Origin of the sequence: Oceanobacillus locisalsi (assembly GCF_042675985.1) — a bacterium.
GTDB classification, from domain to species: Bacteria; Bacillota; Bacilli; order Bacillales; family Amphibacillaceae; genus Oceanobacillus; species Oceanobacillus locisalsi.
In genome coordinates, this window is sequence record NZ_JBHTKK010000022.1 from 42064 (window position 1) to 58864 (window position 16801).

The window sequence follows — 16801 nt, forward strand, 5'->3', positions numbered from 1 at the left end:
GATGAATGAAGCTGAGGATATGTCTATCTTCAGAAATCAGGGTGGAACCACGGCATAAAACGCTCGTCCCTTTGCATGACGCAAAGCGACTGGGCGTTTTTTATATTTGATAAAGGAGTACGATGAACATGGCTGATTTAACAATTATTTTTCCAGATGGAGCGGAGAAAGCTTTCCCGGAAGGAACAACAGGTGAAGATATTGCAGCTTCAATTTCCTCTGGATTAAAAAAGCAGGCACTTGCCATTAAATTGGATGGAGAGCTTGTTGATTTACGCAGACCGCTTTCGGAAGGCGGCAAGGTTGAAATTATTACGTACCGCAATGAGGAAGGACTGGAGATTGCGCGTCACTCTACTGCGCATTTATTAGCGCAGGCAGTGAAACGTTTATACCCGAATGTTCAATTAGGTGTCGGTCCTGTCATTGAAGAGGGCTTTTATTACGATATAGATATGGAAGATACATTAACACCAGATGATCTGCCGAAAATTGAGAAAGAAATGAAGAAAATTATTGATGAAAATTTAGAAATCAAACGTGTGGAAGCATCTCGGGATGAGGCAAAAGCCCGTTTTGCAGAAATTGGCGATGAGCTTAAATTAGAACTGCTGGATGCGATTCCGGAAGACGAAACGGTAACGATCTATGAGCAGGGAGAATTTTTTGACTTGTGCCGCGGGGTACACGTTCCTTCAACAAGTAAAATCAAAGCATTTAAATTATTAAGCATTTCCGGCGCTTATTGGCGTGGAGACAGTAATAATAAACAATTGCAGCGTATTTACGGAACCGAATTTGAGAAAAAATCTCAACTGGAAGAACATCTGCAGATTTTAGAAGAACGTAAAGAACGAGACCATCGTAAACTTGGTAAAGAACTGGGTATTTTCACTGTCTCGCAAAAAGTAGGGCAAGGTCTGCCGTTATGGTTACCAAAAGGTGCTACAATCCGTCGTACGATTGAACGTTATATTGTTGATATCGAAGAACGCTTAGGCTATGACCACGTGTATACACCAGTACTTGGTAACGTGGATCTGTATAAAACGAGCGGGCACTGGGATCACTATCAGGATGATATGTTCCCGATCATGGAAATGGATAACGAAGAGCTTGTATTACGTCCAATGAACTGTCCGCACCATATGATGGTTTTCAAAAATCAATTATGGAGTTACCGTAACCTGCCTGTCCGGATTGCAGAACTTGGTACGATGCATCGGCATGAGATGAGCGGGGCGCTTGCAGGTCTGCAGCGTGTTCGTGCAATGACTTTGAATGATGCGCATATTTTTGCTCGTCCGGATCAGTTAAAAGAAGAATTCATTCGTGTGGTAGAGCTGGTTCAACGTGTTTATAAAGACTTTGGAATCGATGACTATTATTTCAGGCTTTCTTATCGCGATCCAGAGGATAAAGAGAAATATGTAGATAATGATGCAATGTGGGATAAAGCGCAGGCAATGCTGAAAGAAACCATGGAAGATATGAACGTGGAATATGTAGAAGCAGAAGGAGAAGCTGCTTTCTATGGTCCGAAACTGGACGTGCAGGTGAAAACTGCATTAGGAAAAGATGAAACATTATCTACGGTACAATTAGACTTCCACTTACCGGAACGTTTTGATTTAACATACGTAGGAGAAGACGGGAAAGAACATCGTCCGGTTGTGATTCACCGCGGCGTAGTGTCTACGATGGAGCGCTTTGTTGCATTTCTGATTGAAGAATATAAAGGTGCCTTTCCAACATGGCTTGCTCCGGTACAAGCTAAAATCATTCCGGTATCTTTACAAGCGCATCTGGATTATGCCAAAGAAGTAGAAGAAAAACTGCGGCTGGAAGGCATCCGGGTAGAATTAGACAGCCGTGATGAAAAACTGGGCTATAAAATACGGGAAGCACAGACGCAAAAGGTTCCATTTGCACTTGTTTTAGGTGATAAAGAAATGGAATCCGGCGGCGTGAACTATCGTCGTTATGGCGAACAAGATACAGAAACCCTGGAGTTCAATCAATTTGTCGATTTTATCAAAGGAGAAATTGATCAGAAGAAATAAAACAGCTGGTATTCCTCGAAAAGGCTATTCGCATGTATTGTGAAAATAGCCTTTTCGTTTATTAAGAAAGGGCAGATGCAGGGCGGTAATTTTTCCTGAATAAGCTAATTTTTATGATATGTTTTGCAAATAGTATTGACACACTTAAATAACCATGCTATGATGCAATAGTTGTTTCAAACAAAAACATCCAGGTCTTGACAAGATATTGGTGAAATGCTATACTATAAAAGTTAATGATATGATCTAAAGACAAGTAGAAGCACCCGTTTCTCACCTGATTGACACCTGATAAACAGGTAGTTGACTGGTTCATCATGATTCATGTTTACGAATGAGGAGATGTGTGGGTGCAAGTATGTACCGACACTTTTTTTATGCAATGAAAAAATGACTTGTCCAGATAGATCAGTAACAAAATTTCGGAGGTGGCTGGCTATTAGCAAGGATATGAATGTTAACGAAAAAATTCGTGCAAGAGAAGTTCGTCTCATTGATTCAAATGGGGATCAGTTAGGAGTAAAATCTCGTAATGAAGCATTGGATATTGCTGGAAAGCGCAACCTTGATCTAGTATTAGTTGCTCCAAACGCAAAACCGCCGGTATGTCGTATTATGGATTACGGAAAATATCGTTTTGAGCAGCAAAAGAAAGAGAAGGAAGCTCGTAAAAAGCAAAAGGTAATCAATGTAAAGGAAGTACGTTTTACACCTGGAATTGGTGACCATGACTTTGAAACGAAGCTAAAAAATGCGCGTAAGTTCTTGGAAAAAGGGGATAAAGTAAAAGCTGCGGTTCGCTTCCGCGGTCGTGCAATCACCCATAAAGAACTAGGGAAAGAAGTATTGGACCGTTTCGCTGAAGAAGTGAAGGACATTGGTTCAGTAGAAACAAAACCAAAAATGGAAGGCCGGAATATGTTTATGATGGTCGCGCCATTAAATGAAAAAAAATAAGTTTTTATTGTAATGACTGGAGGAAAAAATTATGCCTAAAATGAAAACTCATAAAGGTTCAGCTAAACGTTTCAGAAAAACTGGAACCGGAAATGTAAAAAGATCACATGCATACACTAGCCATATGTTTGCACACAAATCTCAAAAGCAAAAACGTAAATTACGTAAAAGTGCTCTTGTTTCTTCCGGAGACTACAAACGTATTAAACAAATGCTGCCAAAAGAATAAAATCAGAAATGTAATTGAATCAGGAGGGATTTCTTATGCCACGTGTTAAAGGTGGAACAGTTACGCGTCGTCGTCGTAAACGCGTCTTAAAATTAGCAAAAGGTTATTATGGTTCGAAACGAACGCTATTTAAACAAGCAAAACAACAAGTTATCAAATCAGGTCAATATGCTTATCGTGACCGCAGACAGAAAAAACGTGATTTCCGTAAATTATGGATTTCCCGTATTAATGCTGCTGCTCGTTTGAACGATATTTCTTACAGCAAATTAATGCACGGTTTGAAACTTGCTGGTATTGATATTAATCGTAAAATGCTTTCTGATTTAGCGGTTAATGACGAACAAGCATTTACACAATTAGTATCTCAAGCAAAAGATGCTTTAAAATAAGATAAAAAAAGATCGTTTCTTTAATTAAGAAGCGATCTTTTTTTATCTTACATTTTCTCGACATTGCGGCAGCCAGTAACTTGCTTTATGATAAAGAGGTATATGCTAATCATAAAATCAGGAGGAAGAAATGGAAAACGTAACATCATGGCTTATTTACTTACTTATTGCAAATATCATCGGATTTTATTTAATGCTTAAAGATAAACAAAAAGCAAAACAACATGCCTATCGCATTCCGGAACGCACATTTTGGTTATTAGCTATTTTAGGGGGAAGCATCGGGGTATATATCGGTATGCAAGCATTTCGACATAAAACAAAACATATCAGCTTTACTATCGGTATGCCGTTTTTAATCCTTGTTAATCTGGTTTGTTTTACAGGATTCATTTTCTTTTCTGAGGAGATCACCCATTTCCTGACTGAAATCATGTAAAAAAGGGAGCGATTCTTTTATCATAGACAGCTCGTCTTGAAACATATATATGTAAATAGAAGGAACACCAGCTTCCTCAGAGGAGGGATGGCCATGGAATACGTTGGGAATTATTTGCTGGTGATTATTGAGATGGGCGGTGTGCTTTCTCCGCTGTTATTTATTATTCTTCATCTCATTCGGCCGATGTTATTCTTACCAGTTGTCTTTATTTGTATTTCTGGCGGCATTTTATTTGGTCCAATAGCGGGAAGTGTTTATTCTATTATAGGGGTAACGATGGCGAGCTTGCTGTTTTATGTGATGGCAGGCTGGATGCCAAAATCGGTTGATAAATTGATTATATTGAAACAACGTCTGCTAGGTAAAAATACGGAAATGACAACGGCACAAATTACGCTTTTACGGCTTGTTCCATTTATTCATTTTCATTTATTATCTTTATGTTTGATTGAAACCAATCAAACCTTTAAAAAATACGCGAGTTCTTCTTTGATAACAAATATTCCTCTAGCAATTGTCTACACAAGTATCGGTGGTTGGATTTCTCAACTCTCTCCAGTATATATCGCTATTTTTATTATGGCCTTACTTCCATCTTTATATCTTTTAAGAAGAAAAGAAATCATTATTCAGTGGCAGGAATTTTTCGCTTCCCCATCTTCCCGCGGAGAACATCGAGGACTACCGGAACCTTTACATCCAACTAAAACAACCAGCTCTTGAGTTTAAGAGCTGGTTGTTTTAGTATAAATGTAAGAAAAAAGTAAAGGTAGTGAATAATATGAAACTTCCATCTTGCTGGAATTGCGCTCATTCATTTACATATCGTGAGCTTGTCTGGAATTGGAGACTGCGCTGTCCAAACTGCGGGAATAAGCAATTTTTAACAAAAAAAAGCCGCATTCAAATACTTCTTATCGAACTGCCCATGTATATCATCGTCATTCCCTTGATTACGATAGCTGATATCTCCTTATACATCAAATTTCCCGCAGTTCTTATCCTTATCTTAATGACACTCTTTATCTTGCCGTTCTGGTATAGGTTTACTAATAAAGAACAGTCTTTTGTTTAAAGAATAACGATCCCAATCCGGATAGTTATTCTTTTGTGATTTGCGTGATAACAAGTTCATTAATCGGATGTTTCCAAGTGATGGATGCATGCGGGTAATGAATTAATATTTCCTGTTCCAGAAAATACAAATCTTCTCTTGTTAAACCGCGCAGTTCCAGGGGGTTTTTAACGGTCACATGAATATCCACTACTTCAAAAGCGTCTTCGGTTGTCCCTAAATACTTTTCGCCGATGAAAAGACAGCCTTTATACGTTAATTGGAAATTCTTTTTGTTATTATTTTGTTCGTCCAATAAATAGAATTCCTGGTTTTCCTGTGAAATACGCAGTTTTCGCTCAGGGTTTCTTAAATATTGAATCCATGTATAAATAATCAATGCAATTGCAATGATTAATAATATGCGAAAGATAATGATGGCCATAATTATCTACTCCTTAGAACGTCCTGTTACCACTAGTTACGAATAAGTCTCCAAAAAGTTTCAGGAGAATCGATTTTTTATAAAAATTTGTAGAAAGTTTATTATTTAGCAGTAAATTTCCGCAGCTTATGTTGTAAGAAGCATGCTGCCACCGTTTGCTTTTTCCATTCAAGAATCCATATGAACAGGTATTGTAAAAAGCTTTTCGCAGATGTCTGTGATAAAATGAAATAGAAGACAGCAGAACAAGGGAGGTATTGCATTGGATTGGAAACAACTATTTGAAATGCAAAAACAATTGGATACATATATAGAAAACCATCATGATTTGTCAGAGGTCAATTTATTTCAGGAAAAACATTTGGCGCTTCTCGTAGAACTTGGGGAACTAGCAAATGAAACGAGATGCTTTAAATTTTGGAGTACCAAACCAAGGAATAGCCAGCAAGTGATTTTAGAAGAATACGTAGACGTCCTGCATTTTTTAATGTCCATCGGGATAGAGAAAGGTTTTATTTATCTTGAAAAAGGACAGAATGATATGGAAGCGTCCCTTACGGAATCCGAATGCTTTTATCAAGTATATCAAAAAGCCATAACGTACCGGGAAAATCCGACAGACCAACATTATCAGGATTTATTCAGCTGGAGCCTGCATTTAGCTAACCAGCTTGGATTTTCGGATAAAGATATTCAACAAGCATATTGGGAGAAAAACCAAATTAATTATCAACGCCAAGATCAAGGCTATTAATAAATTTCTGAAGGAGAGGTATCGAACATGGAGCAGTTAGATAACACCTTAACCATGCTTAAAGATTTAACAGATGCAAAAGGAATACCGGGTAATGAAAAAGAAGTACGTGACGTATTTGAAAAGTATATCAAGCCTTACGCTGATGAGATTACTACCGATAATCTTGGCAGTTCCATTGCTAAAAAAACGGGAGAGGAGGATGGACCGAAGATTATGGTTGCCGGCCACTTGGATGAAATTGGCCTGATGTTGACACGAATTGATGAAAACGGCTTTCTTTATTTCCAGACAGCTGGCGGCTGGTGGAATCAAGTTATGCTTGCGCAGCGTGTTACCATTATGGGATCAAACGGCGATGTAACAGGAGTTATCGGTTCTAAACCTCCGCACGTACTCAGTCCGGAAGCAAGAAAGAAACCATATGAAATAAAAGATATGTTTATAGATATTGGTGCAACAAGCAAAGAAGAAGCTGAATCATTTGGCGTAAAGCCGGGCGATTCGATTGTACCGTATTTTGAATTTACTCCGCTAAAAAATGAAAAAATGCTGATGGCAAAAGCTTGGGATAACCGTATCGGTTTAGCAATCGCTATCGACGTGTTAAAAGAACTGAAAGGGGAAGCGCATCCAAATTCTGTCTATGGTGTCGGAACCATTCAGGAAGAAGTCGGATTACGCGGAGCAAAAACATCCTCTCATCTGATTCAGCCGGATATTGGTTTTGCTGTAGATGTAGGGATTGCAGGCGACACGCCGGGGATTTCGAAACAGGATGCGGACAGTAAGCTTGGAGACGGTCCGCAAATCGTGCTGTATGATGCTTCCATGGTTTCACATAAAGGACTTCGTGATCTTGTAGTAGATACAGCAGAGGAGCATCATATTCCTTACCAATTTACAACCATGGCAGGCGGCGGTACAGATTCTGGTTCGATTCATATGGCTGGCAATGGTGTTCCATCTCTGTCTGTAACCATTGCAACCCGTTATATTCATTCCCATGCAGGCATTCTGCATCGTGATGACTATGAAAATGCAGTGAAGTTATTGACAGCTGTCATAAAGAAATTAGATCGCGAAACCGTAGACGCGCTGATTAAAACTTAATATAGGTAAACAAAAACGGTGCATGTGATACGTCTTCATATGCATCGTTTTTTGGCTTAAAGCATCTATGATTGACAGATTTCAAAAGCTGTGATAAATTATATTTAATTAAAAATAATTGAATTAAATATAAGGGAGTTTTATAAATGAATCCAATCCGTGGAATGCACCACGTTACAGCAATAACAAGCAGCGCAGAAAAGAACTATGAATTTTTTACTTATATACTTGGTATGCGGCTGGTTAAGAAAACCGTCAACCAAGATGATATTCATACGTATCATTTATTCTTTGCAGATGATGAAGGAAATGCCGGAACAGATATGACTTTCTTTGATTTTCCGGGAATTCCTAAGGGAACGCATGGAACAAACGAAATCTATAAAACCTCTTTACGCGTTCCGAGTGATGCAGCACTGGAATATTGGGTGAAGCGTTTTGACCGCTTAGGCATTGCGCATTCAGGAATTGAACAGCAATTTGACGTAAAAATGATATCTTTCGCCGATTTTGATGATCAAAAATACCAGCTTGTCTCTGATGAAAATAATAATGGCAGAACGGCGGGAACACCATGGAAAAATGGGCCGATTCCATTAGAATATGGCATCACCGGGCTTGGTCCTGTTGTCGTACGTGTCGCTGATTTTAGCTTTTTCAAACAAGTGTTGGAAAAAGTATTTATGTACCATGAAATTACGAGCGACGGAGCTTTCCATCTGTTTGAGATAGATGAAGGAGGAAATGGCGCCCGGATTATTGTAGAACATAATGAATCATTACCACCTGCCAGACAAGGGTATGGTACGGTGCATCATGCGGCGCTATGTGTAGATAAACGGGAAGACTTGGATGCTTGGCAGCAAAGAATTGAAGAATTTGGTTTTCGAACTTCCGGGTTCGTAGAGCGTTTCTATTTTGGTTCATTGTATACACCGGTTGCACCGCAAGTATTATTTGAAATAGCGACAGCTGGTCCTGGGTTTATGGAAGATGAGCCATATGAGACAGTAGGGGAGAAATTGGCATTGCCGCCATTTCTTGAACCGCAGCGCGAACAAATTGAAAGCCAGGTAAGAGAAATTGACACTGTCCGCAGCAATAAAACCATAGAAAAAGAATACGAGTAAGATAAAAAGATTCGTTTATCGTTAATAGATAAACGAATCTTTTTACGTATTTTAAAAGGTATGTTGCAGACGAAGTATTTTAGCGATATTTATTGCCAGTCCTTCCAGATAGCGGGGTCCATTTTCTAACGCATCTTTTAACGTGCAAGGAGACTGCATCATGCTGAACGTTGCATCGATGCCATGGTCATATACTTTTTCATAATTCTGCCCCAATGTACCGCATATTGCAATGACAGGAGTATTGTTTTGTTTCGCCGCTTTGGCAACGCCGACCGGTGTTTTTCCATAAATGGTTTGCTCATCGATTTTTCCTTCACCGGTAATAACAAGATCTGCTTCGGACGCACGTTCGTAAAAATGTGTTTCTTTCAAAACAATATTAATCCCTGGTTCCAGCTTTGCATTGAAAAAGGCCAGAAAAGCCGCTCCCAGACCGCCGGCAGCACCAGAGCCGGGAATATCTTTAACTGATTGACGGGTTATGTTTTCCTGCACATCATGAAAATGACTTAATGCCTGATCCAGTTGATCTACCATTTCTTCACTTGCTCCTTTTTGCGGACCATATACGGCACTTGCTCCGTTTTCTCCTAAAAGGGGATTATCAACATCACAGGCGACAACGATTTCTACATTGTTCAACCGGGCATCTAACTGGGAGGCATCAATATGGTTGAGATGAATCAAATGTCCGCCGCCACGATTTAATTTCTCTCCGTTATGATGATAGAATACAGCACCCAGCGCTTCCAGCATACCTGCACCGCCATCATTGGTAGCGCTTCCGCCAATTCCAAGAATAATTTTGGAAACACCTTGTTCCAACGCTGCTTGAATTAATTCTCCAGTTCCGTAACTTGTTGCAAGCATCGGGTTTCTTTGATGAGGTTGTATTAATTCCAGACCGGAAGCTGCTGCGGCTTCTATGATCGCCGTCGAATGATCTCCAGATATGGCATAGGCAGCTTTGACGGGTTCTCCAACCGGATTGGTGACCGTATGATGATGAAGGCTTCCCTGTAAGGCATCCGCCAAGGATTGTGTAGTGCCTTCTCCGCCATCTGCCATCGGGATAATCTCCAGGTCGATTTCATCAGAAAAAACCTGACGGAAACCTCTGGCAATTGCTTCTGCTGCTTGTTTTGCTGTCATACTTTCTTTAAAAGAATCTGGTGCAATGATTATTTTTTTCTGCTGCAAGAAAGTCAACTCCATTCTTTATATGATGTAAAAACTAAAAATAGTAAGGAATCTATAAAAAGCGGATCCCTTACTATTATATTTCAGCTATGCAATATCAACGCATCCATCCATCATCAGGCGCGGTATGTATTCATTATTTTAGATACATAATCTGTTGTTTCTTGAAAAGGGGGGATGCCCTGATGTTTATCTACATTCCCGGGACCTGCATTGTAAGCTGCTAAAGCTAATTCTGTATTTCCGTTATATTTGTTCAACATCTGGCTTAAGTATTTCGTGCCGCCTTCAATATTTTGGCGGGGGTCAAAGGAATTTGTCACTCCTAAACCTGCAGCTGTTCCCGGCATCAATTGCATTAATCCTTGCGCTCCAGCATGGCTGCTTGCGTTAGGATTAAAATTGGATTCCTGCTGAATAACAGCCTGGATTAACCGTTCATTGACATTGTATTTATCTGCCATTTCTCCAATGATATTTTGGTAATTTCCTCTGCTTTCATGCGCAGATTGATTGTCAGCAGCCGGAGCAGGGGCTTGTGCTGCAGGAGAGGAAACAAAAGCGGCTTTCTGAACATTGGATCCGAAATCCTGCGCCGTACGTTCTTCCGCTTCCCGAATTCGCTCTAATAACAGCTGCTGAAAGGATTTGTTGCCAAAACCATTATTTTCTTCGGGGATACTCCCTGAAGGAGACGCCATTCCTAACGTGTCTGCGGGATTCAATCGTTGATTCGTATTTATTTCCATTGATTTTCACCATCCATCATCACTAAAAGTAGATATATCATCCGTGTATACAACCTAAAATAGCGTCCATTACCATGAATTACTATTATTCTATCTGTTTTATATCCTTTAGGCAATATTAGAAAGAAATAATTTTCATGTTTCTTTCCCGTAATAAATTTTCATAGAATGGGTCGTTTCCTATGCAGATAACAGCATCGCAGATACTTTGAATTTCTTCCATGTCATGCGAGGTATACATAATCATTTTATTGTCAACTTGAGCTTTTTGTTTCAGATATTCGGCAATTTCTTTCTTGGAACGTAAATCAATACCTACTGTCGGTTCATCCAGCAAGAGTAATTCCGGATCATGAATTAAACTGATTGCCAGGTTTAATTTGCGTTTCATCCCGCCGGAAAGTGTATGCACAGGTTCTTTCCATTTGAATAACGCCATATCTTCGCAGAGTTGTTTCAACTCCTGTTTGGAACGGTTTACCCAAGAAAGTTTCTCAAAGAAAATCATATTTTCCTCCACCGTCATATCTTCCCATAAAGCAATATCTTGGGGAACAAAACCGACCAGTCTGCGAATCTGTTTGCGATTTTTCCCATATATCCATTTTCCTAAACGAATGGTTCCTGTATTCGCCTTGGAAATCGTTGCTAAAATATGCAGCAGCGAAGATTTGCCTGCACCGTTTTCTCCGACCAATCCAATAATATCTCCAGACTGAACTTCAAAAGATATATTTTCGAGCACTTTCTTTTTTCCAAATAATTTAGATATATGATCAATTTGCAGCTGCATCTTTGAAAACTCCTTTCACATACCAGATGATAAGGCAAATGGGTGCCAAGAATGTCCAGCCGCTCCATGCTTCTTCGTAAACAACCTGTCTTAGAGGATTTAACGCAGCAACCCATGGATAATTTTCATAAATACCATCCATTGGTAAAATAATACCGCTGATAATTGCTGTTACTAACACAATAAGAACAGCAGTTATATAGTAGGGCAGCTGTTTATTAAAAGCTAACCCGATCAAAAAGACAAACATGCAAATCGTTAAGCGAAAGCTGACGAGGTATCCCCATTGCGGTATACTGAAACTCTCGTTATATAAAATTGAAAAAGCTCCCCATGTCAGCATATCTAATACAAATAAACCGAAACTGTATAGAAGCAGGGTATACAATAAATATGTTTGAAAAGAAAAACGGTTAAATGTAAAGCGGATGCGGGCAAGGGCATTTTTTTCTTTTATCAGCCAATCAAACAAGAAGAAAGTAGATAAAAGTGTGAATAGAGACCATAAGCCCCAAGGGTTTTGAAATAAAGAAAATCCTGTATCATCTTGTGTTTCTTCTCCAAGTAGGTAAAAATCGGTAAATATTAAATTCTCACTTGCTTCGATAGCATGAATTTCATTAATTATCTCGTCATACGATGGAATGGAAGAACGATTTAACGCTTCTCCCAGGTTCATAACGGTGTACGCTGCCCTGGATTTTCCGCTGTCTTCCTGTACAAAGGAAGCTATCATTTCCACTACAGGTGTGTATCCCATCGATAAATCTGTCCGGTAACTGGTAACTAATTGATTTCGCTGGCCGGCCTGAATCGCATCTGCATATCCTTCTTGAATAACAAAAGCACTGTCCAATTCGTGGGTAGCGACCATTTGCCTCATTTCTGTTTCGTTATCGATGTCCACCACACGAATAAATTCAGAGGAATCCAGTTTTTCCTTTAATTGTACAGCCAACTCAGATTCTTCTTCTAACATGACACCGACTGGAATCGAGCTTTGATCTTGTACAATCTCTGTCCCGGATATAAGCAGCCATGTGAAGAGAAGAGGGAAGACCGCCCAAAACAAAACGGACAGAAGCTGTTTTTTTATATGCAGCCAGCGTGTTTGTATTATATCCATCATATGTCTCTCTTCTCCTTCCAGCTTAATAGTCCCAGCAGTACAAAAATCAGCGCCCCAACAATCAGCAGGCTGGAAGTGTATTCAGCATAATGCCTTTGATTAAGTATGATTTCTTGGAGCCAATAAAGGCTGTTATAAGCATAAGAGTAGGGGAGATAATCCTGAACGGCCGATGGCAAGTAAAGTGCCGGTATGATAGCACCGCTGCCTAAAATAATGATGGCTATAAACAGGATTTGCCAAAGCAGCCTCATTTTTAATGAGGAAATAAGTGTTTCCAAAACAGCTAACGAAATAATGAAACCAACTTGATAAATAGCAATAAGTAGCAGCGAACGCATTATATTTTCCTGATTCAGCTGCACATCGAGAAAATGAAGCAATACAAAAAAGGAAGAGCTGGCCAAAATAAGTGACAGCACAAGCGTGACAATGATTTTAGCAAGCATTTGCCTGAGTCTGGTGGCTCCGTATAACCGGATACGTCTGCTGATTAACGGCGGATTTTCTTTTGTAAAAAAATAATATAATGAAAAAAGCCAAAGACTGCTGATGATAAACCAGCCTCCCAAGCTGAAATAAGCAATAGGGGAGGAGCTTGCCTGATTGGACAAAGTTCTTTCCCTGATAACCTGATCTCTGCCGACTGTATACATCAGAAAATCCTGGAATTGTTCAAAAACAAAATCATTTCTTTCTTCATCATCCATTTGAAACTGTCTGGCATATTCGTTGATTGCCAGAATATTGGCTTGCGAAGAACGGATGTGCCGGACGACACTTTGCAATGTTTCGTTCATCATGTAGCTTTCCAGCTGCTGGTTTCTATTACCGACAATGGGCACCTCGACAGAATGTCCCTGATATAAATTCTGGATAAAGTTTTGCGGAAAAGCGATATATGTACTTAATTGATTTAATTCAATCTGTTCAGCTGCTTCTTCCTCGGATAACTGATTCACTTCTAAAAAATCGATAAAACCAGAGGATTGTTCTAATATCTGAACCATTATGTCTGTTTCTGTTGAACGGTCTAAATCAACGAGCCCCAATTGGATGGGTTCGTTTTCATCCTGGGCAAAAAAACTGACAACAATTACCATCATCAATCCCGCTAATGCAAGGGGAAATATGAAAAGAAGAGGAAGTGAATACCACTTCCTCTTAAGCTGCCGTATATGATTTTTGATAAAAAGCCCAGTCTGCTTCATAAAAATCATGATTATGCACACTCTTTTCTTTCTAAATCAATCCATTTCGATTCAGCTTACATTGCAAATTCCATTAACCATTGCTGGAATTGACTGTTAAAGTCACCTTGGAAATATTGCTGCAGTTCTTCTGCAGACATAGCACCAAGATCTACGACATTAGAAGTATCTACACCTTCTACAGCGTCAATGACAGCTCCTTCTGAATGTACATCCATGGAAACATTATCAACGTAACCAGGGAAACTGAATGCAATATTATTGTTTGCGCTCATTTGGTCACCTTCATAGGTAGAGTCACCAGTCCAGCCAAGATTAACAGTTTCGTTATCTACTGTGAATTCAAATTGACGGTCAAAGTCGCGGGTGGACCCGTCTAATGTTTCATCTCCTGTATACGTAGCATCGAATTGTACAGGAGCAGCACCATCATCTAATGCAAAGGTAAGGTTTGCATTATCGGTAACAGATTCTCCGGTACCTTGGAAATCACCATTGAATCCAATGTTTGCTTCTGTATTTTCATCGCCCACTGTTAATGTATGGTCGAAATAAATTTGGTCATCATTCAATAATTGTCCGCCGGATAAATTGACCGTAAGCGGTTCTTCGCCTTCCGGTGCCAGGCTGGTAATTAATTCACGCTGGACAACTTTATCATCGGATACCCAAAGTGTAGATTGAACGCCGTCAGGGAATTGGAAGTTTTCAACTCCTTCAATACCTTGGTCGATCGCCGTATCAAATTCTGCAAACATGGTATCAATCTGCTGCTGCATTACCTCTGGATCTTGAAGAGGGGCGCTGGCAGAACGTTCAAATTGATTTCTTAAAATTTCTTGAAACTCTTCGTCATCCTTCATTTTTTCCAAAACAGAAGTGATCACAGATTTAAATTCGTCTTCGGAAAGGTTCATCGTTATTTTCTCAGCACTAATTGATTCCCCATTTACGTCAACGTCTTCATTTTCACTTTCAAAAGCTTCATCAGGAAGTTCGTCATAAACAAACATGAGATATTCATCCTGGAGGTATTCTTTTTCTTCTTCTGTTAACAACTGGCCGTTATTCTCGAAAAACAGCTCTTCCATACCAATCTGTTCATTGCCAGTAAATGTGTAAGGATCTAGTTCAGCTAATACACTGCCGACATCCTCATCCGAAATTTGAAGTACTTCTTCCAGAAATGGAAGTTCTGCATACAAATCAGATCCTTCCACATAGCCGCCGATGCCATCTAAATTCATTCCTGCTGCATTAACGGATAAGCCCATGTATGCCTGTTGGTTCTGCATATCTGTCTCCGTATCTAATGTAAGCTCTGCATTGGACAGCATAGCTGCAATTTGCGGATCAATATAATTTTCATTTTCAAGTCCTTCCAAGTTTAAACCGAGTGTTGCATTTTGTGAAATAGGGTTTTCCATAGATTGTTCATACCAATCAAATTCACCCTCATATCTTGTTTCTGCAAATGTTTGAAGTTGTTCCACGGAATTTTTCTCAGCTTGGAAAAACGTTGCTTTTGGAGAGGTTGCTGTCAGGAAGAATGCTGCTGCACCTCCACCTGCAAGTACGATTACGGCAATAATAATTGCAATAATTCCTTTTGATAGACCTTTTTTCTTTGGTTGTTCTCCATTATTCTCCGCCAATGTCATGCTCCTTTCTAAAGTTGATTTTGCGCAATTTGCACATTTCAGAATGATTGATAAAAGCTTAGCATATGTAGTTTTGCCAGGCTGCTGTTTTGTGCACACTATATATTATATTCCTTAGCTGAGAATTAGAATCATAAATTTATAGTGTGGAAAACGGCACTAATTCGTTATAACATTAATGAAACATGTAGTCAAACCGTTTCAAAACTTACTCCCTACGGCTAAGCTCAATGACCTATACCCCTTTTAAAGTAAGAATAAACAGGAAGTGACAGAATATTTGACAAAACTTGCTTTCTTTTATTCTACTATATGGTACGAAGCTAGTTCATAAAAGGTTTCAATATTTGCTAAATTTGTCGAATTTAAAAAAGGACAAGCCTTTGTCAGGCGTTGTTGTCCTTTTTGAAGAGTATGGGAGAACATAAAAAACATGCCCGTTCTATGCAGGAAGCGGACATGTTTTTCATATTCAACTATATAAATTGAAATTAATATTTTACTTTCTGACACTCGCTACGGAAAAACACTACGCTTTCGGGACGGCTTCAGCTAACTTGAAAAAAACCGCTTTTCAAATGGATCTTTAGCTCGCCCTGCGATGCACAACTCTTTTCGATGGTGTGAGTAAGCGTAACCCCAGGAGTCACGGTTTTAGCCTGCCAACCACTTAGGAGCCTACGTGGTTGGCCTGTGCTCTAATAGAATCTTACAGCATTTGGAAGACATAACATCCTAATGAAGTTAAATGATTTTATTTGTTCAACTATTTCATGTATAGAACATCCCACTAGCGGAGGGGGACCGTTTTGACTCCTGAAAGGAAAGCGGAAAGCGTCGTTTAAAAACGTAACAACTGGACCGAAGCAACTGAGATAAAGGAATCACCGTGAGTTTACGAACGGATGATGACTTATCGTAGGGCGCTCTCGGGAAGTTGTCTAGTTTTTGACGCTTGTAGCTGAAGAGCGTGCCCCTAGGAAAGCAAAACGGTCCGCCGCAGCGGTTATATTACCCTGACAATATTGAGACCTGCGATTACTCGGTCTATTAAAACCGTTGCTGCGCTAACTCGTTCCATCAAAACCGCTGCTAGTTACTTTGCTTAATCCTAAAAAATGACTTGATTGTTTAAACATAAAAGACAGGTTTATTAATTTCAATTTATATATAAGCATTTATTTGGTGGTGTCAGGATAAGTCGTTACGGACGCCGGTTTCTAAAGAGGATATCATTTCTTGTTTTTCGTTTTCATCGGAATGATTCCAAATCAGTTCAAAAAGAACGCCGAGACCCGGCAGCATTTTTTCTTCTCCATTATTGATTGCATCTATAATGGTTGCTTCTAATTGTTCTTGGTCATTGTTCGATATATTTGCGTAAATTGCTTTGCGGATATTTAAATCCATGCTTATTCACTCCTTCATTTGTGATATTAAAAGTAGTTTGACCGGATGTTGTGAATTTATGTATGA

General features: G+C 39.4%; 18 protein-coding genes and 2 other annotated features (1 of these 20 cut by a window edge). Of the genes, 10 read left to right on the forward strand and 8 right to left on the reverse strand.

The genetic code is table 11. The features are described 5' to 3' along the window. Positions 1 to 74: a binding site (T-box leader), on the forward strand (it extends 157 nt beyond the left edge of the window). A 54-nt stretch (positions 75 to 128) separates the two neighbouring features. From thrS to ACFQ19_RS15640, 7 genes are all read left to right on the forward strand, one after another. Further along, on the forward strand, positions 129 to 2063 hold the full coding sequence (gene thrS, locus ACFQ19_RS15610) for a threonine--tRNA ligase (protein ID WP_379593538.1): 1935 nt from the start codon (positions 129 to 131) through the stop codon (positions 2061 to 2063). Positions 2064 to 2311: 248 nt separating this feature from the next. Further along, positions 2312 to 2445, forward strand: a sequence feature (ribosomal protein L20 leader region). Positions 2446 to 2513: 68 nt separating this feature from the next. After that, positions 2514 to 3020, forward strand: a complete 507-nt coding sequence (gene infC / locus ACFQ19_RS15615; RefSeq protein ID WP_379593539.1) for a translation initiation factor IF-3 — start codon at positions 2514 to 2516, stop codon at positions 3018 to 3020. A 31-nt stretch (positions 3021 to 3051) separates the two neighbouring features. Beyond that, the gene (rpmI, locus tag ACFQ19_RS15620; RefSeq protein ID WP_379593540.1) at positions 3052 to 3249 is read left to right on the forward strand and encodes a 50S ribosomal protein L35; all 198 of its coding nucleotides are present in this window, start codon (positions 3052 to 3054) and stop codon (positions 3247 to 3249) included. Positions 3250 to 3284: 35 nt separating this feature from the next. Further along, positions 3285 to 3641: a 50S ribosomal protein L20 gene (rplT, locus tag ACFQ19_RS15625; RefSeq protein WP_379593542.1), complete on the forward strand. Its 357-nt coding sequence runs from the start codon at positions 3285 to 3287 to the stop codon at positions 3639 to 3641. A gap of 130 nt (positions 3642 to 3771) precedes the next feature. Further along, positions 3772 to 4080, forward strand: coding sequence for a DUF1294 domain-containing protein (locus tag ACFQ19_RS15630; protein ID WP_379593543.1), 309 nt, complete (start codon positions 3772 to 3774; stop codon positions 4078 to 4080). Positions 4081 to 4173: 93 nt separating this feature from the next. Beyond that, on the forward strand, positions 4174 to 4806 hold the full coding sequence (locus ACFQ19_RS15635; RefSeq protein ID WP_379593544.1) for a TVP38/TMEM64 family protein: 633 nt from the start codon (positions 4174 to 4176) through the stop codon (positions 4804 to 4806). Positions 4807 to 4864: 58 nt separating this feature from the next. Then, positions 4865 to 5158 (forward strand): TIGR04104 family putative zinc finger protein, encoded by a 294-nt coding sequence (locus tag ACFQ19_RS15640; RefSeq protein ID WP_379593545.1) that lies wholly within the window; start codon positions 4865 to 4867, stop codon positions 5156 to 5158. Positions 5159 to 5183: 25 nt separating this feature from the next. Here ACFQ19_RS15640 and ACFQ19_RS15645 read toward each other — a convergent pair whose 3' ends face one another. After that, the gene (locus ACFQ19_RS15645; protein ID WP_379593546.1) at positions 5184 to 5582 is read right to left on the reverse strand and encodes a sigma-w pathway protein ysdB; all 399 of its coding nucleotides are present in this window, start codon (positions 5580 to 5582) and stop codon (positions 5184 to 5186) included. A 262-nt stretch (positions 5583 to 5844) separates the two neighbouring features. Between ACFQ19_RS15645 and ACFQ19_RS15650 the strand changes: the two genes are divergently transcribed. From ACFQ19_RS15650 to ACFQ19_RS15660, 3 genes are all read left to right on the forward strand, one after another. Next, entirely contained in the window at positions 5845 to 6336 is a 492-nt protein-coding gene (locus ACFQ19_RS15650; RefSeq protein WP_379593548.1) for a dUTP diphosphatase, read from the forward strand. Between the two features lie 27 nt (positions 6337 to 6363). After that, positions 6364 to 7449, forward strand: coding sequence for a M42 family metallopeptidase (locus tag ACFQ19_RS15655; RefSeq protein ID WP_379593549.1), 1086 nt, complete (start codon positions 6364 to 6366; stop codon positions 7447 to 7449). A 146-nt stretch (positions 7450 to 7595) separates the two neighbouring features. After that, positions 7596 to 8579 carry a ring-cleaving dioxygenase gene (locus ACFQ19_RS15660; protein WP_379593551.1) on the forward strand — a complete coding sequence of 328 codons (984 nt, stop codon included), beginning with the start codon at positions 7596 to 7598 and terminating at the stop codon, positions 8577 to 8579. 51 nt (positions 8580 to 8630) lie between these two features. Here ACFQ19_RS15660 and ACFQ19_RS15665 read toward each other — a convergent pair whose 3' ends face one another. From ACFQ19_RS15665 to sspI, 7 genes are all read right to left on the reverse strand, one after another. After that, positions 8631 to 9782, reverse strand: a complete 1152-nt coding sequence (locus tag ACFQ19_RS15665; RefSeq protein ID WP_379593552.1) for a glycerate kinase — start codon at positions 9780 to 9782, stop codon at positions 8631 to 8633. Positions 9783 to 9898: 116 nt separating this feature from the next. Beyond that, on the reverse strand, positions 9899 to 10531 hold the full coding sequence (locus tag ACFQ19_RS15670) for a lytic transglycosylase domain-containing protein (protein ID WP_379593553.1): 633 nt from the start codon (positions 10529 to 10531) through the stop codon (positions 9899 to 9901). Positions 10532 to 10649: 118 nt separating this feature from the next. After that, positions 10650 to 11324 (reverse strand): ABC transporter ATP-binding protein, encoded by a 675-nt coding sequence (locus tag ACFQ19_RS15675; RefSeq protein WP_379593554.1) that lies wholly within the window; start codon positions 11322 to 11324, stop codon positions 10650 to 10652. Then, complete coding sequence (locus ACFQ19_RS15680) at positions 11308 to 12453, reverse strand: ABC transporter permease (RefSeq protein WP_379593555.1); 1146 nt, start codon at positions 12451 to 12453, stop codon at positions 11308 to 11310. Before ACFQ19_RS15680 ends, ACFQ19_RS15675 begins: the two co-directional genes overlap by 17 nt. Further along, positions 12450 to 13673: an ABC transporter permease gene (locus ACFQ19_RS15685; RefSeq protein ID WP_379593556.1), complete on the reverse strand. Its 1224-nt coding sequence runs from the start codon at positions 13671 to 13673 to the stop codon at positions 12450 to 12452. Before ACFQ19_RS15685 ends, ACFQ19_RS15680 begins: the two co-directional genes overlap by 4 nt. A 47-nt stretch (positions 13674 to 13720) precedes the next feature. Continuing rightward, positions 13721 to 15319 (reverse strand): hypothetical protein, encoded by a 1599-nt coding sequence (locus tag ACFQ19_RS15690; RefSeq protein WP_379593558.1) that lies wholly within the window; start codon positions 15317 to 15319, stop codon positions 13721 to 13723. 1197 nt (positions 15320 to 16516) lie between these two features. Beyond that, positions 16517 to 16735 carry a small acid-soluble spore protein SspI gene (sspI, locus tag ACFQ19_RS15695; RefSeq protein WP_379593560.1) on the reverse strand — a complete coding sequence of 73 codons (219 nt, stop codon included), beginning with the start codon at positions 16733 to 16735 and terminating at the stop codon, positions 16517 to 16519. Positions 16736 to 16801: the final 66 nt, after the last annotated feature.